This window comes from Capnocytophaga stomatis (genome assembly GCF_002302635.1).
Classification (GTDB): Bacteria; Bacteroidota; Bacteroidia; order Flavobacteriales; family Flavobacteriaceae; genus Capnocytophaga; species Capnocytophaga stomatis.
On record NZ_CP022387.1, the window covers coordinates 2,257,892 to 2,282,817 of the forward strand.

Annotated in this window: 21 protein-coding genes; 12 read left to right on the top strand and 9 right to left on the bottom strand. The window is 35.1% G+C overall.

What is annotated here, in order from left to right:
* The first annotated feature begins 54 nt into the window (after positions 1 to 54).
* The 6 genes from CGC58_RS10090 (at position 55) to CGC58_RS10115 (ending at position 3,522) form a co-directional block, all read left to right on the top strand.
* Positions 55 to 825 (top strand): helix-turn-helix domain-containing protein, encoded by a 771-nt coding sequence (locus CGC58_RS10090; protein ID WP_095896590.1) that lies wholly within the window; start codon positions 55 to 57, stop codon positions 823 to 825.
* A gap of 71 nt (positions 826 to 896) precedes the next feature.
* Complete coding sequence (locus tag CGC58_RS10095) at positions 897 to 1,427, top strand: VOC family protein (protein WP_095896591.1); 531 nt, start codon at positions 897 to 899, stop codon at positions 1,425 to 1,427.
* Between the two features lie 172 nt (positions 1,428 to 1,599).
* Positions 1,600 to 2,178: a Crp/Fnr family transcriptional regulator gene (locus tag CGC58_RS10100; RefSeq protein WP_018279830.1), complete on the top strand. Its 579-nt coding sequence runs from the start codon at positions 1,600 to 1,602 to the stop codon at positions 2,176 to 2,178.
* Positions 2,179 to 2,251: 73 nt separating this feature from the next.
* Entirely contained in the window at positions 2,252 to 2,578 is a 327-nt protein-coding gene (locus CGC58_RS10105; RefSeq protein ID WP_018279831.1) for a nuclear transport factor 2 family protein, read from the top strand.
* Positions 2,579 to 2,614: 36 nt separating this feature from the next.
* Positions 2,615 to 2,950 (top strand): TfoX/Sxy family protein, encoded by a 336-nt coding sequence (locus tag CGC58_RS10110; protein WP_018279832.1) that lies wholly within the window; start codon positions 2,615 to 2,617, stop codon positions 2,948 to 2,950.
* 20 nt (positions 2,951 to 2,970) lie between these two features.
* Positions 2,971 to 3,522 (top strand): hypothetical protein, encoded by a 552-nt coding sequence (locus tag CGC58_RS10115; RefSeq protein ID WP_095896592.1) that lies wholly within the window; start codon positions 2,971 to 2,973, stop codon positions 3,520 to 3,522.
* Between the two features lie 318 nt (positions 3,523 to 3,840).
* On the opposite strand, the gene CGC58_RS10120 is transcribed toward CGC58_RS10115, so the two are convergent.
* From CGC58_RS10120 to CGC58_RS10150, 7 genes are all read right to left on the bottom strand, one after another.
* Positions 3,841 to 4,041 (bottom strand): hypothetical protein, encoded by a 201-nt coding sequence (locus CGC58_RS10120; RefSeq protein ID WP_095896593.1) that lies wholly within the window; start codon positions 4,039 to 4,041, stop codon positions 3,841 to 3,843.
* Between the two features lie 258 nt (positions 4,042 to 4,299).
* A complete protein-coding gene (locus CGC58_RS10125) occupies positions 4,300 to 5,187 on the bottom strand; it encodes a carbohydrate kinase family protein (protein WP_095896594.1) in 888 nt (295 codons plus the stop codon).
* Between the two features lie 136 nt (positions 5,188 to 5,323).
* Positions 5,324 to 6,481 carry an MFS transporter gene (locus CGC58_RS10130; RefSeq protein WP_262482463.1) on the bottom strand — a complete coding sequence of 386 codons (1,158 nt, stop codon included), beginning with the start codon at positions 6,479 to 6,481 and terminating at the stop codon, positions 5,324 to 5,326.
* Between the two features lie 7 nt (positions 6,482 to 6,488).
* Positions 6,489 to 8,699, bottom strand: a complete 2,211-nt coding sequence (locus CGC58_RS10135) for a GH32 C-terminal domain-containing protein (RefSeq protein WP_095896595.1) — start codon at positions 8,697 to 8,699, stop codon at positions 6,489 to 6,491.
* Positions 8,700 to 8,952: 253 nt separating this feature from the next.
* A complete protein-coding gene (locus tag CGC58_RS10140; protein WP_095896596.1) occupies positions 8,953 to 10,605 on the bottom strand; it encodes a RagB/SusD family nutrient uptake outer membrane protein in 1,653 nt (550 codons plus the stop codon).
* Between the two features lie 20 nt (positions 10,606 to 10,625).
* Positions 10,626 to 13,718, bottom strand: coding sequence for a SusC/RagA family TonB-linked outer membrane protein (locus CGC58_RS10145; protein WP_394336614.1), 3,093 nt, complete (start codon positions 13,716 to 13,718; stop codon positions 10,626 to 10,628).
* Between the two features lie 88 nt (positions 13,719 to 13,806).
* On the bottom strand, positions 13,807 to 14,601 hold the full coding sequence (locus CGC58_RS10150) for an IS5 family transposase (protein WP_095895812.1): 795 nt from the start codon (positions 14,599 to 14,601) through the stop codon (positions 13,807 to 13,809).
* A gap of 462 nt (positions 14,602 to 15,063) precedes the next feature.
* Between CGC58_RS10150 and CGC58_RS10155 the strand changes: the two genes are divergently transcribed.
* The 3 genes from CGC58_RS10155 (at position 15,064) to CGC58_RS12735 (ending at position 20,448) form a co-directional block, all read left to right on the top strand.
* A complete protein-coding gene (locus CGC58_RS10155) occupies positions 15,064 to 17,796 on the top strand; it encodes a substrate-binding domain-containing protein (protein ID WP_232748831.1) in 2,733 nt (910 codons plus the stop codon).
* Between the two features lie 660 nt (positions 17,797 to 18,456).
* On the top strand, positions 18,457 to 19,779 hold the full coding sequence (locus CGC58_RS10160; protein WP_095897201.1) for an ATP-binding protein: 1,323 nt from the start codon (positions 18,457 to 18,459) through the stop codon (positions 19,777 to 19,779).
* A 426-nt stretch (positions 19,780 to 20,205) separates the two neighbouring features.
* Positions 20,206 to 20,448, top strand: coding sequence for a hypothetical protein (locus CGC58_RS12735; protein ID WP_095896599.1), 243 nt, complete (start codon positions 20,206 to 20,208; stop codon positions 20,446 to 20,448).
* 128 nt (positions 20,449 to 20,576) lie between these two features.
* Here CGC58_RS12735 and CGC58_RS10170 read toward each other — a convergent pair whose 3' ends face one another.
* On the bottom strand, positions 20,577 to 21,824 hold the full coding sequence (locus CGC58_RS10170; RefSeq protein WP_095896600.1) for a site-specific integrase: 1,248 nt from the start codon (positions 21,822 to 21,824) through the stop codon (positions 20,577 to 20,579).
* A 408-nt stretch (positions 21,825 to 22,232) separates the two neighbouring features.
* Between CGC58_RS10170 and CGC58_RS10175 the strand changes: the two genes are divergently transcribed.
* Positions 22,233 to 23,243 (top strand): META domain-containing protein, encoded by a 1,011-nt coding sequence (locus CGC58_RS10175; protein WP_095896601.1) that lies wholly within the window; start codon positions 22,233 to 22,235, stop codon positions 23,241 to 23,243.
* A gap of 62 nt (positions 23,244 to 23,305) precedes the next feature.
* Here the strand turns inward: CGC58_RS10175 and CGC58_RS10180 are convergent, their stop codons facing one another.
* Entirely contained in the window at positions 23,306 to 23,614 is a 309-nt protein-coding gene (locus CGC58_RS10180) for a hypothetical protein (protein ID WP_232748832.1), read from the bottom strand.
* A 35-nt stretch (positions 23,615 to 23,649) separates the two neighbouring features.
* Here CGC58_RS10180 and CGC58_RS10185 point away from each other — a divergent pair, with 35 nt between their 5' ends.
* Both CGC58_RS10185 and rsfS read left to right on the top strand, forming a co-directional pair.
* Positions 23,650 to 24,312 (top strand): NAD(P)H-dependent oxidoreductase, encoded by a 663-nt coding sequence (locus tag CGC58_RS10185; protein WP_095896602.1) that lies wholly within the window; start codon positions 23,650 to 23,652, stop codon positions 24,310 to 24,312.
* 232 nt (positions 24,313 to 24,544) lie between these two features.
* On the top strand, positions 24,545 to 24,922 hold the full coding sequence (gene rsfS, locus CGC58_RS10190; RefSeq protein WP_095896603.1) for a ribosome silencing factor: 378 nt from the start codon (positions 24,545 to 24,547) through the stop codon (positions 24,920 to 24,922).
* The last annotated feature ends 4 nt before the right edge of the window (positions 24,923 to 24,926 follow it).

Here is a 24,926-nt window from a genome sequence, read left to right on the forward strand (position 1 = left end):
ATAATCCATAATTTGTAATTAAATAATTTCTAACTTTGCCCAAAAGCATCTTTGATGGCGACTTCAAAATACCAAATCATTAACCCCAACGCATTTTTACGGAAATATATAGAGTATTTTTGGGTGGCGGAGACCGACGAATATTTTCGGTATGTTTCGCCTGCGTCCACGCTTACCGATTTGGTTTTCTTTTGTGAAGGGACAGTGAAAAACACTCAAAACCGGGAAGAATTATCCGAAAGCGGAATGATTTTCGGTCAAAAAATTGTATTTGATAATTATGAGGCTGTTTTTCCCAAAGCCAAACTTTTTGGAGTTCGGGTGCGTCCATCTGTTTTTCTGTTGACTCACAATATCCCTGCAACTGCATTGAGTGGACAACGCATCTCTTTGCAGGATTTGTTCAGTTATGAGGGCAAACTACTTACAGAAAAAATGCTCAACTCCAAAACATTGACTGAAGCTGTAAGCCTTTTTTCAAACTTTTTGATGCAAAAAGCAACGGATTTGCCTATGAAATATCAATCTGTCGAAAAATGGTTATCAAAAACCAATTTCCTAAGTCCCGATATTTCTACTAAAGATATTTGCCTTTCTCAACGGCAATTTGAGCGAAATTTTAAGGAGTTTACTGGTTTTTCCTTGCGGAAATATATCAAAATCAAACGATTTGAACAAGTATTTCGATATTTACAACATACTAAAAATAAAGAAAACCTCACCGAAATCGCCTACCGATTCGGCTACTACGATCAGGCGCATTTCAATCGAAATTTCAAGGAGTTTACGAACCTTTCGCCTTTGCAATTATTCCGGAAAATCTAAAATGTCGTTTCGGTACAATTTCAGCACACAAATTCGGGGTAGCTTTGCCTCTAATTTAAATTTACATAAAAATGACTGAAAAAGTAAATGTACCGAAAGGAAGCCACACTGTAAACGCCCTCATTTCCACACAAGATACCCGTGCTTTAATTTCGTTTTTGGAGAAAGTTTTTGATGCTCAAGAAGATAAAAACGCTTTGGCAATCAGCCAATCCGACGGAAAGATTTTCAACAGTAGTATAACCATTGGCGATACTACGATTATTATTTTCGACCGAAAAGAAGGTTGGAAACATACGCCCTCTCTATTGCAAGTCTATGTGAATGATATAGATAGAAAACTCGCAACCGCCGAATCACTCGGAGCCACTATTGTTACCCAGCCTACCGATTTTTATGGAGGGAAATTAGCTCGCTTCATCGACCCGCAAGGCAATTTATGGTGGCTTTTTGAGTTGTCGGAATATGACGAATCCGATTGGATTTCAGAAGAAAACACCGAAGAAACCGATGCTGTATGGGCATTAGAACCTGATTCGGATATGACTTACATACACGATTCACTTGTTGAAGCAATGAAAAAACTCAATGACTTTCAATAATTCTAAAGTATTACAATTATGGCACAATCAAAGAACAACATCGTAACCCACGGATTAACTTAAAATATACGCAGTAAAAAGATATCAAAAAAAGCTCTATAATTAGAGCGTTTTGTAAATAATTTTAATTGTATTTTGAAAAACATTGTACTTTTGTGGAAAAATGTTGATAATGTCAAACACTCTTGATTTTTCTAAAATATATGCACATCCATTGATTTTTGGAAATGACCTTAAAAAGATTACACAGGCTCATTATAGGATTGAAATCAAAAAAGGAGAATATATCTTACGAGAAGGGCAAACGGCTCGAGATTATATGATTTTGGAAAGTGGTATTGTTCAAAGTTTTGTATATGATTACAAAGGAAATAAAATTACGACAGATTTCTTTTGCAAAAATGAAATTATAGTGCAAGAACTATCGTTATTCAACCATCTACCAAGTGCTGAAAGTATTGTCGCTTTAACCGATTGTATAGCTTGGAAGATTGATTTTAAGGAGTTTCAGAAATTGTATCATTCTCTTCCGGGCTATGCTGAGTGGGGGCGACTCTTTATGACCCAAAAGTTATTTCAAATAAAAAAACGCTCGCTTGAAATGATTACACTTCCTGCAAAAGAGCGTTATCTACAATTTCTAAAAGATAAACCGCAAGTGATTCAGAATGTACCTTTAAGGCAAATTGCTAGTTACTTAGGAATTACACATACTTCCTTAAGTCGGATTAGAAAGGAAGTTTCACTATAAGTTGAAAATGTTGCCTTATGGCAACATTTTTTTATTTTAAAGACACTACTTTTGCCCCAAAAATCAGAATAAAATGAAAGAACTTTTAGCAACTTATTACAAGGGGTTTGCACAGAAAGCAAACTGGGAACAAACTTTAGACGAAGATTTTGTTTTTATAATGAACGACGGAGAGCCTCTTTTGGGAAAACAGGCTTATATAGAAATGTACAGAAATTTTTGTAAAAGCTACCAAACAATGCGAGTAATCCAAACGATAATAGAAGGAGATAATGCCTTTGTGTTGGCAAATTACGATTGGATTTTGCCCAACGGAACTATACAAAATGGTAATGTTGCCGAGATATGGAAAGCAGAAAACGGACTTTTGAAAGAGCTGAAAATCTATTTTCATAAGTAGAAAACAGGCTTTAATGATAATCGATATAGTATAAAAATGGCTTACAATGAAGCTTTAGCCAATCGGGTGCGTGAATTTTTAGCAAAAATTCCTGAAATTGAGGTTGAAGAGAAGAAAATGTTTGGGGGGTTAGCATTTTTGGTAAACGAAAAGATGTGTATTAATGTTAGTGATGACCGTTTGATGTGTCGTTTCGACCCCCAATATACCGAAGGGCTTACCGAAAGGCAGGGTTATTTACCTTGCATAATGAAAAATAAGGATTTGAAAGGCTACTGCTATGTGGAAGAAATAGGCTACAAATCAGCAAAAGATTTTGCTTTTTGGCTTAATCTCTGCTTGGATTTCAACAAAAAAACCAAGAAAAAGTAATTATTTGAAATCATAAAAAAATGGCACAATCAAAGAACAACATCGTAACCCACGGATTAAGTGGAAAAGTGGGAGATATTTTAGTTTTCTCGCAACGAAACGGGAAAACCATTGTTTCCAAAGCTCCCAAAAAACGCAAAGGAGAAGATTCCGAAAAACAAAAACAGCAACAAGCCAAGTTCCAACAGGCGGTACTCTACGGAAAGGCTGTCCTTGCAGACGACAATCAAAAGGCACTTTACGAAACCACAGGCAAAAAAGCCTATAACGTAGCCGTGGCCGACCTGCTCAATGCGCCTAAAATCGAAAGTATCAATGTCTCAAACTACAAAGGCAATGCAGGAGAAACGATTGTTATTCGAGCCACAGACGATTTTAAGGTTGTTTCCGTAAAGGTAATTATCCAAAATGCAGATGGTTCGTTGGTTGAGGAGGGCGAAGCCGTTTTACAAGGCATCGATTGGATTTATACCGCCACTACCCAAAATTCCGACCTTTCAGGGGATAAAATAATCATTCAAGCTTCCGATATTCCTGCTAATGTAACAGAAAAAACACAAGTCTTAAAGTAATTGACTTTCGATTTTACAATGTCATACTGAGCGAAGTCAAAGTGCTTATTGGTTATCACAGAAAATTTGAATTATGGTTTGTCACACTGAGCGAAATCGAAGTGTGATTGATTTCTACAAAAAAATCATCATAAATGAACGAAGAAACAACGAAGAAGTAACGAAGACACTTACACAATTTTAAATTTAAAATTACAAAGATAAAAGTCTTCGACTTCGCTCAGACTGACACGGAGTTTGTCTTGCTGAGCGGAGTCGAAGCTCCAAAAATTATTTGGAATTACTATTTTGAGTTTAGTTCTTAATTGCATATATTTTTTAATGGTTAAACACTGATTTTTCAGCATTTTGACCGCTTTTCATCGGCATTGGAGATTTGGCGTTAAGAAAATCAACGAATAAAGCGTAGAAATTTTCCATTGTTCGAAGCGACCGAAGGAAGCAAGTTTGGAAAATTTTAGCGATATGAGTTTGATTTTTAGACAAATATCCAAAGCCTTGATTTTTGGTTCTTTTCATCTAAGGAAATCCAACTAATTTTACAATATATTTATTATCAGTGTGTTACTTATTTTTCAAAGTTTATGAGGTAACGATTTAGTAACGGAGCCAATTTTATTGATTTTATTTGTTTTACGTTGTAACTCAACGATGCGAAGATACAAACTATTTATAAATTGACAAAATCATCTTACATCTATAATCAAATTAAAAAAGGTGTGTTTTTCATTTCGAAAAACACGCCTTTTTTACAGATTAATTTTAATTTTTAAAGTTCTAAGCTCTGTTTCTAAAAAGCTCTATGAACGCATCAGCAAGTTTAGGCATTGCTCCGTGTTGTTGACATACATAGGCAGCGACTTCGGTAGCCAATTGTTGTGCTTCTTCAACGGATTGCCTATTGAGGTAGGCTGCCACAAAAGCCGCTGTAAATGAATCGCCTGCACCTACCGTGTCAGCCACGTGTACTTTGGGCGATGGTACAAAACTGATCTTATCAGCCGCGAAAACGTAACTTCCTTGTGTGCCTTTAGTTAAAATCACGATTCTCAAACTATACTCTTGCAATAATCGCTTACAAATTTCTTCCTCTGTACCTTGCCAATCGAATAGATTCGCTATTTTCACCACTTCTTCATCATTGAGCTTCATCATATTAGAGAGTTTGAGCGACTCGTCAATGATTTCTTTCGTGTAATAGTTCAATCGCAAATTAATATCAAAGATTTTAAGACTATCGGAAGGCATAGCTTGAATAAATTTGTGGATAGTTTGCCGAGAAACTTCGCTTCGCTGTGCCAGTGAGCCAAAACAAACAACTTGTGTTTTTTTTGCTAAATTCTCGGTTTCGGTAGTAAAGGGAATATTGTCCCAAGCTACATTTTCACAAATTTCATACTGCGGAATACCTGCCCCGCTGAGGGTTACTTGCACCGTACCTGTTGGGAAATTAACGGTTTCTACAAGTGCATTCAATTCTTTACGCTTTAAACTTCGTAGAATTTCGTGCCCCAATACATCAGAACCTACGGCACTCACAACATAGCCTTCAAAACCAAATTGTGATGCGTGATACGCAAAATTAGCAGGTGCTCCACCTAATATTTTTCGTTCAGGAAATACATCCCAAAGGATTTCTCCCAAACCTACAACTATATTTTTCATTTGTTTTTCTTTTTAATATGTTGATAATTTGATACTTCTTACAAAAGGAACAATTTTTCTTGAGAAAATAGCCTTTTGGATATAATTAATTTTTTTATACTTTTTGTTTGCAAGGGAACGACACTTTTTGAATATATTATGTCGTTTTTCCTTTTAAATTTAGTGTCATTAAGATTAAATAAGCCACACCAATGCTAAGTACTATTAATGCTCCCGTTTGTGATTTAACCGCATCAGTAGCAAGCCCCATAAAGAATGGAAATATCGTTCCGCCGAAAAGTCCCATAATCATCAGACCTGAAACTTCATTCTTTTTATTGGGTAGAGCATACATCGCTTGTGAAAAGATAATGGGAAAAATATTCGAATTACCAAAACCAACCAATGCAACTGCTACATAAAGAGCCGTTTTTGTGTCAAATATAAAAAATCCTACTATTGCGGCTATCATACAAATTACGCCAATAGTAAAAAATTTCTTAGGCGAAAAGAATGATAAAATAAACGCTCCACTGAAAGCACCTATCGTACGAAACAGAAAATAAACACTCGTAGCATAAGTGGCATCTTCTAAACTTACACCTACACGCTCCATAAGTAATTTCGGAGCGGTAACATTCACGCCAACATCAATCCCCACGTGGCACATTATTCCTAAGAAACAAAGGAAAATGAACTTGTTGCCCAATAATGAAAAACACTCAGCAAACGAAGCACTCTTACCCTCTTGTTTCTCTTCTTCTATGGAAGTAAACCCGAGCCAAACAATAGCAATTACTGAAATAATAGTAAAGATTGGGAACAATATTTTCCAATTGTCATAAGCCAATGCTGTACGAGCCATTATAATAGGAGCAACAAATGAGGCTATCGCTTTAATAAATTGACCAAAAGTGAGCGAACTCGCTAATTTGTCGCCTTTTACAATGCTTGATAGTAGCGGATTGATAGCTACCTGCATCAATGTATTTCCAATTCCTAAAAGTGAAAATGAAATAAGCATCGAAATATATGAATAATGAAGAAACGGAATTACCAACGAAATGGCGGTAACTATCAAACTCAAAATTACGGTTTTACGACGCCCAATTTTGCCCATCAGTACGCCCGTGGGTACAGAAAATAGCAAAAACCAAAAGAATACAATAGAAGGAAGCGTGTTGGCAACCGTATCACTTAAATTAAAATCATCCTTCACATAATTGGTAGCTGCTCCCACAAGGTCAACAAACCCCATACAGAAAAAAGCTAACATAACAGGCAATAAACTGCCTAAAATAGATTTCTTTGTCATCTTTTTGTTATTTTAGATTATAAACATTTATATTTTCAACACTTATTATGCCTTGCTCATTATCAAATGATAAGGAATTATATGCTGCCGTAGGGAACATCGTGTTGGTTTGCACCACTTCTCCGTCATTTACGAAAATTTCGATAGAATTTTTATCAACAAATAGGCGAATTTTATAGCTATTTTTTGTTGGAAGTGGAGCATTAATAAGAGCTTGAGCAAAGTTATCAGTGAAATCAAGTTTACCACTTTTAGAACGGTCAACCGCCAAGGTTTTATTTTTCAAATCGAAAATAAAACGCATTTGTTCGTTATTTTGATTGAACAATTTGAATTCAAAAGCAGTTGCTCCTTGTGGTTTTATAACAAATTCCATTTCGTAGGCTCCTACATTGTCTTTGAGTAATTTACCAAAAGTGTAACTCTTTTCAATTTTCTGATTGTCAAATCTTTGATTTTCTCTACGTAATTCATTAAGTTCTTTCACAGGGATACTACTTACTACCAAATGTTCGCCATTGTGAGCCAATTTCAACTCTCTCGGAAGTGTCATTGTGCTACAAAAATTTTCCGTAGGCGTATTGTTAGCATAATCCCAATTATTCATCCACCCGATAAAGAGACGACGACCATCCGTAGCGGGAATATCACTCCAAGTAACACCTGCATAATTATCTCGTCCGTAGTCAAGCCAAAGTGGGTAGTTCATTGCATCGGGTGTAAAGGTTTTTCCGTTGAAATCCCCAATGAAATATTGTGTAGCACTTCCTCCATTTGGTCCTCCAGGGTTAATGCTTACAAAAAGTACCCACTTGGTTTTTCCGTTATAGGTTAAAGGGAATAAATCGGGACATTCCCATACGCCCCCGTGTGAGCCGATGCCTTTTCCAAATTCACTCAACTTGTTCCATTCTTTTAGGTTTTTAGAGCCATAAAAAGTAATGGTTTGTGAGGTAGCCAGTGACATTATCCATTGTGCAGATGCATCGTGCCAAAATACTTTTGGATCACGGAAATCAACAATATTTGAGTCCGTCAATACAGGATTTTGGTCGTAAGTAGTGAAGGTTCGTCCATTGTCAAGGCTATATGCAATAGATTGTGTTTGGTTTTTCCCTGCTGAAGTATAAATGGCAATTAAGGCATCTTTACCAAAACCTCCTGTATTGTTTTTATCAATAACGGCACTTCCTGAAAATATTGTCCCAAGAGCATCAGGAAACAAAGCAACAGGCAAATGTTCCCACTTACGAAGGTTTTTACTCACTGCGTGTCCCCAGTGCATATTACCCCAACGCGTCCCGTATGGGTTATATTGATAAAATAGGTGATACTCTCCATCTTTGTAAACCATTCCATTAGGATCGTTCATCCAGCCATAAGGTGGCGAAAAATGATATATTGGGCGATATGTTTCGTCGTAATTGTACTCAAATGTATCCGATTGTTTTATTTGTTGATACCAAATGTCCGTAGTTTTTATTGGAGCGAAAGCAAGTTCTAGTTTTTTACTTTTGTAAGCATCAATATGTATAGGAAACCAATAATTTATGTGAGTTTGTGCTAAGCGAACGTTCATTTGTTCTCCAACATTTTTACCATCAACTGAGAGCTGAATAGCTACTTCGGGAGCTTCTTTTTCAATTGGTAAAAGGATATATTTTTGATTAGCATCAAAGGATAGTTTATAATTGTTCATAAAAACACTTTTAGCTTTATTTCCTTGTTCAATTTGGTCAACGAGAATATGCCCCCAACCACCTCGCTGATTATCCACAATGCGAATAATTGCTTTTTGGTTATGATAGGCTTTTACATCCCAAGTGAGCCATTGCAATGCCTCGCTTTCTACAAATGAACGCGAACGATACACACTATTTCCGTTGATAATAAGTTCAACATAAGTGTCTTCATTTTTTCCTCCTCCGATAAGGAAGTTTATGTAATCGCGTTCAATAGTAAATTCTTTTGAGGTAAGTACCCCACGCGTATCATCACCACCTTGAAAACTATTGGCAAGGAATTTTCCTTGAAAATTACTTACAGGTTGTTGTCCTTTATAACTTCCTTCAATAGGTTTTTCACCAAAAGCATCACCTTCAATGCTCCATTTATCAAAGTTACCAGACTCAAAATCGTCAATACTAATATCACCAGTGGAATTACAGCCACTTAGCAATGTTATTAACAATCCACTTAATACTGTTTTTATTTTCATATTTGTATGTTTATTTATCATTGTTGAGGAGAATTACTATTTCTAATATTTTTCATTAACAATTTCGTGTGTATGATTAAAATTCCATATCTTTTGTAAGTTTTTTATAGATGTAACTCTCTAAAATCACTAAATACTTCTTCTTGAAACTATTTTATTCTCCAAATCATCTTAAAAATGAGTTAAGAAGAGTACCTTTGTCAAAGATTTAATCTCTGACAAAGGTTTATAAGTATCTCAGCAAGATGTTTTATTAAAATCCTACATTTTGTTTATAAATTCCTTTTACAAAACCGATTTGTTGTTGCGGTATAGGAATATACTCATTTTTGTTTTTTGTAAAACGAGCATTTGAATAAATAGCAGGACGTCGGGTTGCTTCGGAAATATAGTAGGCATTAAGTACTTCGTGAGCAATGCCCCAACGCACTAAATCAAAGAAACGCTCACCTTCCATAGCAAATTCTAAACGACGCTCCCAGCGTAAGGCTTGTTGAGCATATTCTTTTGTCCAATTACTATTACTGTAAGGCTCGATATCTACATTAGAAGCGTATCCGATAAGTGATGTACTTTGTTTGGCACGTGTACGTACTTGGTTGATTAATACAAGTGCATCGTTATGGCGGTTTAACTCTATCAAAGCTTCTGCACGCATCAGCAGTACATCGGCATAACGTAAAACAATTCGATTTTTAGAATTTCCTCTAAATGGATTAATATTCTTAAAACAAGGACAATCAGGGTCAACATTTTCTTTAAGTGAAGCATATACACCATAAATGTTTATGTTTCTATTCCAATCTTCCTTATAAATACGATTTGTGTTGTACTTATATGGAAGTCCAGGAATTGCAACTGTATGAAATAACCTTGGATCAACCTTATCACTTAATGCGTTGTAATTAACATTGTTATAGGAATCAAACTGTGGAATACCGTTAGAAGTTTTGAAAGCATTAACTAAGTTTTGGCTTGGTTTATGAAAATCACAACAGCCTAATCCCATTGGGGTAGAAAGTACATCACCCCAGTTTAGTCTTCCGTAAGCGGTTCCATCTTCGTGAGAATATTGGATAGCAAAAATGGATTCTTTTCCATTTTCATATTCACCAGGAAGGAAATTGAAAGCAAAATCCTCTTCTAGTCCATAACTTGAAGTCATTACCTCATTGGTGTAAGTTAGTACTTCCTCCAAATCGTTAGAGTTGATGGAAGTTACGTTATTTGCTTTGTCCTGTCTGTAAGCTTTGTATAAATAGGCTTTGGCAAGATATGTTGCAGCGGCATATTTATTAGCACGTCCTTTCTGAGGCTGATTTTCGGGAAGCAAATCGTAGGCTTTTTTGAAGTCGCTCACAATCCACGCCCATTGTTCGTCGTTAGGCAAGGTGTTAGGTGTATTTTCATATTCATTGTCAGGTGTATTTTCATCAACAAAGGGAATATGCCCAAAAACTCTTTTCAGCATAAAGTAAAAATGCCCACGGATGAAATACATTTCGCCCATTCGCTCATTTTTCTTTTCAAACGATGACTCTTTCAGAAGTCTCAAAGCGTTGTTTGCACGTGAAATCCCTTGAAAACAACTAAACCATAATTTATCAGGTTCTCCAAAAGTAGGTTGAATATTTTGGGAGATTTCATAGAAGTGGAATACACCAATGTCGTTTAAGTCACCTCCCCCTTTATAAGCATCATCGGATCGTACATTTCCGTATGGCCAAAGGCTAAAAGGCACATCATAATGGTCGTTACCCAAAGCTGAATAAGCAGCTGTAACTAATCCTTCAACTTGTGTTTTTACTTCTTCATCAGTCATTATACCTTGTGGAGTTTCATCAAGGAAATTGCAACTTACTAAAAAGGAGGAGCTTAAAAAAGCTATATATATTATCTTTTTCATTTTTTTAATTATGTTTAAAGTTAAAAAGAGGCGTTGATACCTACGGTAAATGTCATTGGAATCGGATAACCGTAGTTCGGGTTTTCAGGATCTTTCCCTGAGAAGTTTTTGCTTTTAATAGTAAATAAATTTTGTCCGCTAACGTAAAAGCGCATTTTACTCATTTTTACTTTTTCCAATAAACTTTGTGGAAGAGAGTACCCTAATTGTATGTTACGTAATTTTAGGTATGAACCATTTTCAACGAAATAAGTAGAAAAGCGTCCTTCGTCATTTGGGTTAAGGTTTGAAACACTTGGAATATCAGAATTTGGATTCGTTACAGGGTCGAAAGCATCAAGAAGACGTTTTCCTTTGTTAGAGTACGTATCGAAGAACCAAAAATCAGTATGGCGTTTGACAGCACTATCAATATCCACGTTATGAACTCCTTGCAAGAAGAATGTCAAGTCAAAATTTTTGTATTCTAAATTGATATTGAGTCCATAGATAAAGTCCGGATGTGGGTCGCCAATCCAAGTGCGGTCATCATCGTTGATTATGTTATCATTGTTTAAATCACGATAACGAATACGTCCAACTCCTTTTCCTTCTTGTGTTGCGTGATTATCAACCTCTGATTGAGATTTAAAAATGCCATCAGCTACATAGCCGTAAAAAGAACCTAATGGACGCCCCAAAATATTGTCTCCTCTTCCGTTTCCACCATAAGCATTAACTACCGATTCAGGAAGTTCGGTAATACGGTTTTTATTGGTTGAGAAATTAGCATTAAGGTCATATTTCAGTCCGAAGCTTGTTTCGTTTCGATAACCCAATGAAATTTCTAACCCTTTGTTTTCCATCGCTGCACCATTTACCCATTGATGAGCTCCCTCACCTTTGATACCTGCGTATGGAGGTTCGACCAAAATATCCTTGGTTTTTTTGATATAATATTCAGCAGAACCATAAAGTGAATTGTCAAAGAAAGCAAAGTCAAGTCCAAAGTTGGTTTGTGTAGTAGTTTCCCATTTTAGTTCTTTGTTACCCAATCGGTCGCGTTTAAAGCCCGATGCTAATTGCCCTGAATTTTTACCTTCGATGTCGTAGGAGGTATTCCAAATAGAATTCCATATGTAATCTCCTGTTACGCCATAATAAGGCACATAAATATTGTAGATGGAATAATTCCCAATTTCTTGGTTTCCGTTTTGTCCCCAACCAAAACGCAATTTCAGGTCAGAAACTGTGTTTTGTAGGCTTTCCATAAAAGACTCTTGTGAAATACGCCAACCTAAATTGAAGGCAGGAAACGTTCCCCAACGATTGTCTTTATGAAAACGTGAAGAACCATCGTGACGAAGTGTAACCGAAGCTAAATAGCGGTCAGCAAAGGCATAATTTACCTTTCCAAAGAAAGAAAATAGTCTGTATCCGGACGATAACCCTGTTCCTGTTACTCTTCCTGTTCCCAAATTAGGCCACATATAATCTGGAGTTTCGACTGCAAAATCATACGCACGAACAGAAAAATCAGTATCGTTCTGACGGAACATTTCCATACCTGCAAGAGTTTCAAAACGATGGCTTCCCAATTCAAAGTCATACGTAATGGTATTTGACCAATTCCATTTGAGCCAATGTGCTTGTTCTAAACTTGAAAAGGTAAGTGCCTTTGGTTCTTCCAAAAAACCTGAAATGAAAGAGTGATTAAGTCCTCGTTTGAAATAATTACCATAATCAAGACCAAAACTTGAACGGAAATTAAGTTTATCCAAGGGTTGTATGTTGATAAAAACATTTCCGAAAGTTCTCCAAAAGTTGAAACGATTGTTTTGCCCATCGTGGATAACACGTGCTGGATTTTGTCGGTCGGGCATTCCTCCTACGGGACCACCCCAACCCGTTCCGTCAGCAGTTCTTACAGGGATGAATGGAGCGGCAATGACAGCACCTTCAATGATATTTTGCCCAACTTCACTTGTGCGATTGATTGTTAAATTCTCACCAATGGTAACAACTCCATCTAAAAGTTTGTAATCGGAATTGATACGTGCTGAAATACGTGAAAAATCTGAATATTTTACCAATCCTTCGTTCTTGTAATATCCTAATGACAAGAAATAATTTCCTTTTTCAGTACCGTTTGAAACTGATAGATTGTAAGAATGAGCCACACCTGTTCTAGTAACTTCATCAAACCAATCAGTATCAGCAGGAAGCAAAACACGTCCAATTTTATCTTTAAATTCACTTGGATAACGTAAACGATTTAAGACAGCATTCCCCGAAGCATCTATTCCTTCGTCATACATAATACCAATAGGATTGGTGTTTGGATCTTGCCCACTGTTTTTAAAGGCTTTCCAAAGTACCCTCGCATACTCATCAGAGTTCAAAGTCTCAATCTGCGATTGGAAAGAAGAAATAGTGGTGTAATGGTCAAAATCGACTCTTATTGCTCCTTGTTTTCCTTTTTTGGTGGTGATAATGATAACCCCATTTGCCGCACGTGACCCATAAATACTCGCTGCCGAAGCATCACGAAGTACCTGAATGCTTTCAATATCATTGGAATTGAGTTCGTGCATTCCCGCTTTAGTAGGCACCCCATCAATGATATAAAGAGGATCATTGTTATTAAGCGTCCCAACACCACGAATACGAATAGTAGCAGCTCCTGAAGGCGTTCCATCATTGGTTACTTGCATACCCGCTATACGCCCTTGTAAGGCTTTCATTGGGTTGTTTTCGGCTGCTGTCATCATTTCATCGACTTTTACTACCGAAACTGCCCCTGTTAGGTCGGCTTTTCGTTCAGTACGATAACCAACAGCAACTACTTCATCAATCATTACCATATCTTCTTCCAAGCTGACATTGATTTGTGTGCGTCCACTAACGGCTACATTAAGTGTCTTAAAGCCAACATAAGAGAACGATAATGTATCATTCGTGTTTGCAGTGAGGCGGTAATTCCCATCAAAATCGGTGGTTGTACCTATTCCTACTCTGTTTTTCACAATAACACTCACGCCCAAAAGCGGTTCGTTATCCGTTTTTGATTTTACAACTCCTTGTACATTTACTTGTTGTGCGGAAATTATCCCATAGCAACAAAAGAAGCTCATCAAAAACATCAGATTCATTTTTTTGATTATTAGATGATGCATATTAATATAGTTTTATATTGTTCCTAAATTTGCACTTAAAACTTGTTTAAACTTTTCGAATAAATGTTAGTATAATCCCTAGATACAACATAGCCATCCAAGTTGTGTTTAGGGTTTCATATCTTATAATCAATCCTTTAAAACCATCAAGCCACGCAAAACTTCTCTCTATTTTAAACCGATTTTTATATAATTCTTCGTCAAAATAAATATTTTCATTTTGTCCATTTCTGGGATTTTGTTTGATATTAGGTATTATTTCTTTTTCCTGTAAAAAACTTTTTAAGTCTCGGCTATCAAAACCTGCATCTGCATTGACAAACAAGCCTTTATGCTCTATTTTCGCTTCCTCCAAAAGATTCAAAATCTCTTTTAAAATAAAGTCTATATTATTCAAATCGTGATGATTACCGGATTTTGGACTACCCATTGCTAAAATTTGCCCCAAATTATCACACAGAAAGATAGAATTCGTGGTCTTTGACTTTTTTCTTAACTGATAACCAACAGATTGTCCTCCCATTCGACATCGAGTATGACTACCATCAAGTTGGACGCTTGATAAATCTAATTTTCTCCGATTCTCAAGCAACAAATTAAGCCAAATTCGCTTAAAACTACCATCTTTACTCCATTTATTGAAATAATAATAGACTGTTTGATAGCTTATTTTTTGGTCTTTAAAATACACTTCTACCGGAAGTTCCCTCCACTGGCAACCTGTTTTTAATCGTTTGACTATCAGAAGAAAAATTAATGATAAATCAAATTTTGTTTTAAATCCTCTTTTTCCAATACTCAAATGGGAAATAATCCATTTTTTTATTATATCTTTGCTCAAAGTTCCTTGATTTTCATTTTGTTATGCAAAACAAAAATGCTAAAAATTCTTGGAACTTTTAATTTTCCTCTTAAAAAGTTTAGACAGGTTTTTAATTAAATTTATACATATACAATATATGCTATTAAATTTTTCACAAAGTTGCGATTATTTACGTTTTGACACTGTAAAAAATTGGTCAAAAACAAGCAAAAATGTTGCATTTTAGAATCTTGAATAAAAAAATGAATTTGTAAATCGTTTAAAAACAAAAACTTAATTATTTAACTTCAAAAAAATATTCTTTGAGTGGATATCTTTACCTTCAAAAAAAAGAAAAAAATCGAAGTTATTTTTTATTAAAACTAATCGTATTCTTAATCTTTTTGATTTGATATTTCCGAAAAACGAAGCAAGATTTTTATGAAATAAGCATCTCCAAGTAGGTCATTTTTTGTACCTTTGTGTTCGTTAATGTATCTAATGATGAGGTTTATATATCCATTTTTATTTTTGATTCTACTTGCCTGCCAAAATGAGAAAGCACCCCAATACATTGTTGGAGTTTCACAGTGCAGTGACGACTTGTGGCGCGAGGCGATGAATGAGGAAATTAAACGTGAAATAGCTTTCTATCCACAGACACAAGTCATTATAAAAAGCACAAAGGATAATACGCAACAACAATTACAAGATATTGAGGAATTTATAAATCAAAAAGTAGATTTACTTATTATTGCTCCAAATGAAGCAGAGGCTCTTACTTCTGTTGTTCAAAAGGCACATCTACAAGGCATCCCCATAATCTTAGTTGATAGAAAAGTTAAAACTGACAATTACACGGCTTACATCGGAGCGGATAATTACCAAATTGGGAAAGAAGCAGGGTTATATGCCGCATCGGTGCTCGGTGGCAAGGGAAATGTCGTTGAAATACGTGGTTGGAAAGGTTCTACTCCTGATACAGAACGCCACCAAGGCTTTGTAGATGCTCTTCGCAATACACCCGAAATAAAAATCATTGCGGAAGTATATGGAAATTTCTTGAAAGATGACGCTAAGAATCAAATGATTTCTATCTATCACGAACACGAAACCATCGACTTAATTTTCGCTCTAAACGATCGAATGGCTTCGGGTGCGTATGAGGCTTCATTGTTATTTAGTGGAAGAAAACCTTTCATCATTGGAGTAGATGCCTTACAGAACGAGGGTGTTCAAAACATTATCCAAGGAAAGCAAAACGCCTCGTTTTTATACCCAACGGGAGGAGATAAAGTGGTTGAATTAGCGATGAAAATTTTGCAAAAACAGCCTTTTACCAAAGAAAATACATTACACACCACTGTTGTAGACAAAAGTAATGTGCGTATCTTACAACTTCAAACAGAACAAATTACCGAAAAACAAGCTAAAATTGATGCTATTAATCAATCTCTGAACGAAAGTTTAGTAAAATACACCAATCAACGGACACTTTTCTATATTTCAGTCATTGCCATAGTCTTAGTAATGATATTTTTATTAATTACCATTCGGGCATACCGAACCGAAAACAGAGCTCGACAAATGTTAGCTCTTAAAAACGAAAAAATTCAAAGGCAGACCGATATTCTTCAAAAACAAAAAGAACAATTAGAGCTTATTACCAAGCAATTAGAAGATACAACACAAGCTAAATTGGTATTTTTTACCAATATTTCACACGAATTCAAAACACCTCTGACCTTAATTTTAGCACCCGTAGATTCACTTTTGAAAAACGAACAACTAACTGAAAAACAACGTGAAATGCTATTGCTTATCCAAAAAAATAGCCATCGCTTATTGTTTCTCATTTCTGAACTTATCGAATTTCGTAGTTACGAACGCGGAAAAATAAAAATGTGTTTTGTACGAGCCGACCTTAAAATATTCTTGGAAGAAATTAACATATTTTTTGAAAATTGGATAAAACAAAAAAATATTGATTTTGTTTTTCGTGCCGAAGCAACTTCCTTTGAAATTATTTTTGACAAAGAAAAAATGGAGAAAATTTATTTTAACTTGGTTTCCAATGCCTTAAAGTTTGTCAATTATAACGGAAAAATAGTTATTTCTCTTTCGAAAGAAAATGAAGGAGTGTGTTTATCTATTTCCAATACAGGCTCTTATATTCCGGAAGATAAATTGACAGACGTCTTTGAACATTTTTACAAAATAGACCCCAGTAGTGAAGGTTCAGGTATTGGTTTAGCTTTAACACAATCGTTGGTGTGGGCTCATAAAGGAACAATTAGTGTGGAAAGTGACCGCAATGAAGGAACTACTTTTTCGGTGCATTTACCTAGCCAACATAGCGAAATATCGGAGGATATCTACGAAACGAGTTTTTTACAAACACAAATGAGATTGTTAGCTCAACCCTCTTCAAATAACGAAGAAAAAATGTACCTCTCTTCCGAATCTACGCTGCCTGACAAACCTTTGGTCCTCATTGTGGAAGATAATGAAGATATGCGTAAATTTATCTGTCATATTCTTTGTAGCGAATTTAATTTGATTGAAGCAACTAATGGCGAAGAAGGATTTAAAAAAGCCAAAAAATATACGCCCGATTTAGTTATTAGCGATGTAATGATGCCTCAAAAAGATGGATTTGAACTTTGTCAACTATTGAAAACCAATCTTTCAACCAATCATATTCCTGTGATTTTGCTTACAGCCTATTCTTTAGATGAGCAGAAACAAATTGGATTTGAAAGCGGTGCTGATGCTTATATCTCCAAACCTTTCAATACGAATTTACTACTTGTTAGAGTGAGAAAACTCATTGAAAATCGTAAGAAAATACAAGAAATTTTCTCTAGTAAATTACTTGATGTTTCCTCAAAAGAGTCTCTTGGCAAAGTAGAAGAACTTTTTATTAACGAATTTAAAACATATGTTCAAAGACAAATTGCCAACCCCGATTTGAATATTGATGAAATGGCAGAAGCTCTTGGACTCTCTCGCTCACAACTCTATCGAAAAATAAAATCATTGACCAATTATTCACCTAATGAACTTATCCGAATCATTCGAGTACAACAAGGCAAACAACTACTAATGCAGAACACCAAAACCATTTCAGAGATTGCTTATGAAATAGGATTTTCATCACCTTCCTACTTCGCTAAATGTTTTAAAGATTTATACAATGAAAGCCCAACAGAATTTGTAGAGAAGTTGAAATAGAATAATATGAAAAACCACGACTTTGGAGGGGTTTTCAGCTCCCTGCAAGGGCAAGTGGTTTTGAGATGCGGAAAATATTTTGAGCATCTCAAAACACAACTTGCTCTGTTCGGGTGAACAGAAAAAACTCCCTATCAGTCGCATTAAAGTCAGCTTTGAAAAAGAGAGAAAAACCTTCCAAAATCATTGTCTTTTGTTTTTGTGCAAAACAACCGAATTTCAATCATTTAACAGATATATCATTCCTTGCCTTTGAATGCCTTATAATACCAAAGAATTCCTTATGTAAATACGTGTGTAATTGTGTATATTTCTTTATACGCACATAGATATGGATGTAGTTACGTACCAACGTACTTACATATATACGTAAACAAATACGATAATACCTATGTGATTATCTGCAAACGTAAATACTTACGCACTTACTTGTTTGTGTATGTAAATATTTAGATAAGTACGTATCTGCCTACAGAAATACACATATAGATATATACACATATGTATTCAATTACTTGATTTTGTTTGTAGCATCTCAAAAAAAGACACGAAAAAACAACACAATTGTTATATAAATAATAGGTTATTATTTATAAAATCATATCTTTGCATTTCCGAAATGAGCGTTTCGGAAATGGTTGTTTCTTAAAAAATAAAGATATGAAATTTTATAATCGGGAAAAGGAAATTGCAAAATTGCTTTCCATTGCAGAAAAATCAAAGCAAAATGCACAACTTACGGTAGTTACGGGTAGAAGAAGAATTGGAAAAACCCAACTTTTGTTGCAATCCTGTAAAGAAACCAATTTTCTGTACTTCTTTGTCGCTAAAAAATCGGAAATGCTACTGTGTGCTGATTTTCAGCAGGAACTGAGTCAAAAATTAAGCATTCCCATCTTGGGAGAAGTAACTTCATTTTCAGTGCTTTTTGAGTATGTAGTGCGACTTTCACATCAGCAAAACATCACCTTGATTATTGATGAATTTCAGGAGTTTTTAGTAATCAATCCTTCTATTTACAGCGATTTACAACGCATTTGGGATTTAAACAAGGATAAGGCTCGGTTGAATCTGATTGTTTCGGGTTCGGTGGTTTCGCTGATGTACAAAATCTTTGAAAATAACAAAGAACCTTTGTTTGGCAGAGCCAGTCACTTTATCAAACTCAAAGCCTTTGAAACAGAAGTTTTAAAAGAAGTTTTGTTGGATTTTAATCCGAATTATGAGTCTGACGACCTGTTGGCTTTTTATAGTTTTACGGGTGGTGTTGCCAAATATGTACAACTTTTTATGGATAACGGTTGGACAACCAAAAGCAAAATGATTGCAGGGATGATTGATGAAAATTCCATTTTTATCTCTGAGGGGAAAAACCTGCTTGTTGAGGAATTTGGTAAAGAGTACAGCATTTACTTTAGTATTTTGACTGCTATTTCTGAAGGGAAAAATTCTAGAAGTGAAATCGAAAATTTATTAAAAAAAGAAATTGGAGGTTATCTGACGAAAATGGAACGCAATTTTAATCTGATACGAAAAAATACGCCAATGTTTGCCAAAAGTGAAACCAAAAATGTAAAATACACTTTGGAAGATAATTTTCTAACTTTTTGGTTTCGATTTATTTATAAATACAGTCACATTATTGAAATTGGTGCATATGGGCAACTCATCAAAATCATTGAACGCGATTACACCACATTTAGCGGACAAATGCTCGAAAAATTTTTCAAAGCTCGTGCTATTGAATCGGGGCAATATACACAAATCGGTAACTTTTGGGACAGGAAAGGCGAAACGGAAATCGATTTCATAGCCGTGAATGACTTGGAAAAGACCGTTGATTTTGCAGAGATAAAACGCAAAAAAGACAATATCAACATAGAAATTCTCAAACAAAAAGTATATCAATTACTACAATTACACCCGCAATTAACCAAGTATGAGTATCGTTTTCACGCTTGGAGTTTGGAGGATTTGAAATAACCTTCAAAAGTCAACCCCGACCACTGACTTCCGAACTACGTCAAGTGTACTTATTTGATGTGATTTGTTTGTAGCACCCAAAGGCTTGCTTTGTCAAGAGCTTTATGCTTGTACCCTTGTTAGTATTGTAGTACCAAAAAAGTTTTTAAAACGTTCTGAAAAATCAAAGCAGTATCCTATAACAGGAATGGCATTTTTGAAATACCAATTGTGATTGACTTAGTAGGTTATACAATCATATTCTTTGTTTTTGAGTTGCGTTTTGCGAAATGTTTTGTCCATCCTGCTTTTTCCGCTCTCTATCTCTGAAAATTTTTAATTCGGCAATGAGAGGAAGAGCGAAGTCGTTTCACTAAAACAAGTAGTAAGCAGTGCGTTTATTTTATCATTTTCGACATTTTTTTTATTCGTATAAAGAGCCGGAATATGCGGTTGTCGTTTCGAGAGCCTAAAAGGTCTGTGTTTAGCGACTACAAGGTTTTTCAAAAAAATACAACCCCTGTTGAAAACGGGTGTGGAGATTTTTTTGAAAACCAAAGGCTTGACCTTGTGGAAGCGTTACAAACACAGAAATACCTTTGCTCTCGAGAACGAATACCCATTTCGGGTGATTACTTCATAAATAAAACAGGAGAAAATCCCATAAACAAACGCACACACCATTACTAACTAAAATGAAATGAAGTAGCCTTCCTCTGCCGAATAAAATCCAATAAAAAAACCGATACAAAAATTGTAAACAATCTCTGTATCAGTAAATACTAAAATCGAATATCTTTGATAGACAATCAACTACGTTATAATGAAGCGACTAATCGCTCACCGAAATCATTAAATTTATAAGCGATTTTTTCCATATCCCTGCTGATTTTTTCATTGGTAATTTTAGCGTAAATCTGTGTGGTTTTCAAATTTTTATGTCCCATCATTTTGCTAACACTTTCCAATGGGACACCCTCTGTAAGAAATAAGGTGCCGAAAGTATGCCTTGCCCAGTGAAAACTCAAAGGTTTTGTTTTATTAATACCTGCCTTTAAGCAGATTTCTCGTAAATGAAGATTGCAAGAGCTATTACTCGGAACAGGAAATACAAAGTCATTTTTACTGATGGATTCGTATTTATCAATGATTTTTTGAGCAATGGGAAGTAGGCGAACATTGGAAGGATTACTAGTTTTTTTTCTACGGGAAAGAATCCAACGATTGCCATCAAAAAAGGTTTGAATTTGACTCTTTTTAAGCTGTTTGATATCAATATATGAAAGTCCCGTAAAACAGCTAAACACGAACAAATCACGAACTAACTCAATTGTTTTATTTTTGAAAGACAAATTTAAAAACTGCTCAATCTCTTCTTTGAGTAAAAAACCTTTATCACGTTCCTCAACCAAAATTTCATAATTAGAAAACGGATTTTTATGAATAATTTCTTTTTCAATGGCAATATCAACCATTTTAAGAATGGGGATTACATACGCTCGTACAGAATTATTGGTCAATCCCTTATTAATTCGAAGATAAAAATCAAATTCTTTGATAAAATCCAAGGTTAATTCTCGAAAGTCTATGTCCGTTCTGTGGTATTTATATTCAATGAAGTTCGAAAGATGTTCGTAAACGATTTTATACTTGGCAAAGGTTTGTTGGCTACGAACATCTTTTGCAACCATTTTTTCAAAATCGACATTAAATTTTCTAAACAATTTTAGAAGAGAATGGTCTGTTGTGCTAATACCTAAAAAGCTGTTTTTCAGTTTTTCGGCAGTAGCAAATCCATCCGTTTTCATCAGATGGTCATATTGATTGACTAAACGAGTTTTCAGCTCTTCCAATTTGCGATTTAATGAAAGAGCTTCTTCACTCTTACCTAAGACTTTGCCGAATTTCAAATCCCATTTATTGGGAAAAATTTCGAGCTTAGTACTAAATTGGGCAATTTTACCATCAATGGTAATCCTACCCATAATGGCTACTTTTCCGTTTTTCTTAGGAGCATTTTTTTTCAGATAGAAAAGCACTTTGAAGGTTGATTTTTTTACTTGCATAACTCAACTTTTTAAATTACAAAATTAATTTCAATTGAGTTACTATACGCTATGAAAACAAGTGCAAAACACTGAAATATAGTCTTTTACTTGAAATATTTAAAACCACCATTAGGTAACGATTTAGAAACCTAACTTTGTTTTTATCCGTCAAATTACCTTATTCCTTGCTTTCCAACACTTTCCTGATAACAAACTAAACCATTTAGTATGTGTATATTACAGCTTTTTGCTTACCTTTGTCGCTTAGTTCTTTTCATCTAAGGAAAAGAACAAGTATGAAAACAAATAATGAACTTAATCACTATTTTTATCACGACAGAATAACAGAAACAAAAAAATCAAATTTTGCACCAAAATGGAATGCTTTTTGTGGTAATCCTAACCGAATTTTTAAATTATTAAGATATGAAGCTAAAATATATTCTTTTTTTGGCAATTGGTGGAGCCATTTCGGCGTGTTCCACTTCAAAAGAACAGATTTATTGGGTAAATTCGGCAAAAGCAGATTGCAATGCAGGAGCAGGAAAAGCCCAATGCTTACAAGTTTCTAAAAATGAAGACCTTAATAAGGCTCAGTGGAAATTTCTTTACACTCCGATTGAGAATTTTGTTTTCGAGGAAGGATTTTTCAAGAAAATACAAGTGAAAGAAACACAATTGGATAGCAAAAATGTTCCTGCCGATGCTTCTTCAGTAAAATATACGATGATAAAAGAGATTGAAAAACAAAAAGATATGACTTTTGAACTTGGCGGAAATTGGACTTTGGAAAAACTCGACGGTAATGCGGTAACGCAATCGCTGAAACCGAGTTTAAGCATTCATCTTCAGGAGAAAAAAATAAACGGAATTGGTGGTTGCAACAATTATTTCGGAGCCATTACTGAGCTTAGCCAAGATAAAATTCAGTTTGGCAAAGTGGGAGCGACCAAAAAAATGTGTATGGAAGACAATATCGAAATGGCGTATTTCACTGCATTGTCCGAAGTACGTACTTTCAAAATAAACGACGGAAAATTAGTTTTGTTCGATGCTTCAGGTAAAGAAAAGTTGATTTTCAGCCCTAAACAACAAGTAAATGAGCGTCTGCACGACATTTGGGGAGCTGTCCGCATCGGTGGAAAAACTATCGAAAACAAAGAAAGCGTTCCGTTGTTGGAAATCAATCTTACTGAAATGAGTATCAGCGGAAGTGATAGTTGTAATAGTTATTTTGGTCATATTGAGGAGCTTACTGAAGAAAAAATCGTTTTTGGAGATATCGGTATGACTGCCAAATTATGTTCCGAAATGGAAATCGCTCGGCAGTACAACGAAGCCATTGGCAAGGTAGCTTCCTACAAACTCGACGGACTTAATTTAACGTTTTATGACATCAATGGCAATGAGTTAGTTGCTTTTATAAAAGGGGATTAAAGTCCTCTTTTTTTGTATCCAACTGAAAACAAATTTTTAGAGGTTGTTACTTAAATACATTTTTATTTTGTGGTTGGGTGTTGATTTTGAGTTTTTTGTCGCAATTTTACTGGCATTGGAGATGTAGCGTTAAGAAAGTCAATGAATGGAGCGTAGAAAATCTCCATTGTTTGAGCGTTAGCGAGTTTGGAGATTTTCAGCGAAATGGTTTGATTTTTAGCATAGTCTGCGAATGCTTGGAGCAGAGTATGTTCAAATCCACAGCCTTGAATTTTTGGTACTTTTGTTTCAAGACAAAAGTACAAAAGTGAAAATAAATGTTTTATAAAAGCATTTTTGAAGAATAATTGAATGAAGAAGTGAGCAATCATTTAAAAGCAGTATCTTTACCGAAAAAATAATTCAGATGAAAAGTTTAAAGTTGAGTTTATTGCTTTTGTGTGTGATTTTAGCTTCTTGTGCAAATCCAAATTCAGAAAATAAGAAAGCAATAACGGAAAATTCAAAACCTGTGGTTAAAGTTAGTGAAACCAAAATATTGGTCATTTCAGGTCATCCTGATTTGAGCAAATCGACAGCCAATCGGATTATTCTTTCGGATTTGGAAAAACATTTCGTAAACAAAATTAGTGTGCGTCGTTTGGATGAAATGTACCCTGATTATAAAATAAATATCGAAGCGGAAGAAAAATCGTTACTCAACGCCGATGTGGTAGTGTTACAGTTTCCTTTCTATTGGTATGGCACGCCCGCATTGCTCAAAAAATGGATTGACGATGTGCTTTTAGGCTTTTTTGATGGCAATACAGCAGGAAAATTCAAAGGGAAAAAGGTCATTGTATCACTTACCACCGGAGCACCGCAAGAAGCATACGAAACACCAAATCAGTCTGTTGAGGCTTATTTACTTCCTCTGCAAGAAACGTTTACTGTAATTGGTGGGGAATGGCTAAAACCTGTTTTTTCGTACAATTATATTCCTGAAAATCAACAAGCAGAAAAACAAGCTCACACCCACGCTCAAAGCCTTATCAAGCAAATTGAAAAGATTTTTCAGGAAAATAAATAACTGAAATTTTTCCTAAAAGGATATTTTTCTGACAAATTGTCGTGAAAAAATACTTTTGGAGGAAATATTGTCTTGAATTTTGGAAGAATATTTCTTTATTGTAATTATGGAATAATTTTTGCGTTTTTTTACTGATTTATTAGCAGATATCAGTTTAAAGCTATACATTTGCAGTTTTATAATTAAGAAACAAAAATTTTTATAAGTAAACGAATTTTTCAAACAGAAATTAATGACATTTAATAAAGAAATTACATCAAATCAGTTGATTAGCGATATTATTAAAGGTATCGAAAAAGTAAAAGGAAGTGATATAACCATTATGGATTTGCGAGGCATTGAAAATACGGTGTGTGATTATTTCATTTTGTGTAACGGGTCATCAAATACACAGGTAAATGCCATTTCGGGAGCCATACAAAAGACTGTAAGTCAGGCTGAAGGACATATAAAGCCTTGGCACGTAGAAGGTGAAAGCAATGCAGAATGGGTTTTGATTGATTATGTAGATGTTGTGGTTCATATTTTTCAGAAACATATTCGTGAACACTATGACATCGAAGGGTTGTGGGGAGATGCGAAATTCATAAATGTAGAAACTAACTATTAGACAT

Excerpts from the sequence above, each read along its gene's own strand:
- CGC58_RS10090 (WP_095896590.1), top strand. The coding sequence starts at position 55 with ATGGCGACTTCAAAATACCAAATCATTAACCCCAACGCATTTTTACGG.
- CGC58_RS10095 (WP_095896591.1), top strand. The coding sequence starts at position 897 with ATGACTGAAAAAGTAAATGTACCGAAAGGAAGCCACACTGTAAACGCC.
- CGC58_RS10100 (WP_018279830.1), top strand. The coding sequence starts at position 1,600 with ATGTCAAACACTCTTGATTTTTCTAAAATATATGCACATCCATTGATT.
- CGC58_RS10105 (WP_018279831.1), top strand. The coding sequence starts at position 2,252 with ATGAAAGAACTTTTAGCAACTTATTACAAGGGGTTTGCACAGAAAGCA.
- CGC58_RS10110 (WP_018279832.1), top strand. The coding sequence starts at position 2,615 with ATGGCTTACAATGAAGCTTTAGCCAATCGGGTGCGTGAATTTTTAGCA.
- CGC58_RS10115 (WP_095896592.1), top strand. The coding sequence starts at position 2,971 with ATGGCACAATCAAAGAACAACATCGTAACCCACGGATTAAGTGGAAAA.
- CGC58_RS10120 (WP_095896593.1), bottom strand. The coding sequence starts at position 4,041 with ATGAAAAGAACCAAAAATCAAGGCTTTGGATATTTGTCTAAAAATCAA.
- CGC58_RS10125 (WP_095896594.1), bottom strand. The coding sequence starts at position 5,187 with ATGAAAAATATAGTTGTAGGTTTGGGAGAAATCCTTTGGGATGTATTT.
- CGC58_RS10130 (WP_262482463.1), bottom strand. The coding sequence starts at position 6,481 with ATGACAAAGAAATCTATTTTAGGCAGTTTATTGCCTGTTATGTTAGCT.
- CGC58_RS10135 (WP_095896595.1), bottom strand. The coding sequence starts at position 8,699 with ATGAAAATAAAAACAGTATTAAGTGGATTGTTAATAACATTGCTAAGT.
- CGC58_RS10140 (WP_095896596.1), bottom strand. The coding sequence starts at position 10,605 with ATGAAAAAGATAATATATATAGCTTTTTTAAGCTCCTCCTTTTTAGTA.
- CGC58_RS10145 (WP_394336614.1), bottom strand. The coding sequence starts at position 13,718 with ATGAGCTTCTTTTGTTGCTATGGGATAATTTCCGCACAACAAGTAAAT.
- CGC58_RS10155 (WP_232748831.1), top strand. The coding sequence starts at position 15,064 with ATGATGAGGTTTATATATCCATTTTTATTTTTGATTCTACTTGCCTGC.
- CGC58_RS10160 (WP_095897201.1), top strand. The coding sequence starts at position 18,457 with ATGAAATTTTATAATCGGGAAAAGGAAATTGCAAAATTGCTTTCCATT.
- CGC58_RS12735 (WP_095896599.1), top strand. The coding sequence starts at position 20,206 with ATGCGGTTGTCGTTTCGAGAGCCTAAAAGGTCTGTGTTTAGCGACTAC.
- CGC58_RS10170 (WP_095896600.1), bottom strand. The coding sequence starts at position 21,824 with ATGCAAGTAAAAAAATCAACCTTCAAAGTGCTTTTCTATCTGAAAAAA.
- CGC58_RS10175 (WP_095896601.1), top strand. The coding sequence starts at position 22,233 with ATGAAGCTAAAATATATTCTTTTTTTGGCAATTGGTGGAGCCATTTCG.
- CGC58_RS10180 (WP_232748832.1), bottom strand. The coding sequence starts at position 23,614 with ATGATTGCTCACTTCTTCATTCAATTATTCTTCAAAAATGCTTTTATA.
- CGC58_RS10185 (WP_095896602.1), top strand. The coding sequence starts at position 23,650 with ATGAAAAGTTTAAAGTTGAGTTTATTGCTTTTGTGTGTGATTTTAGCT.
- rsfS (WP_095896603.1), top strand. The coding sequence starts at position 24,545 with ATGACATTTAATAAAGAAATTACATCAAATCAGTTGATTAGCGATATT.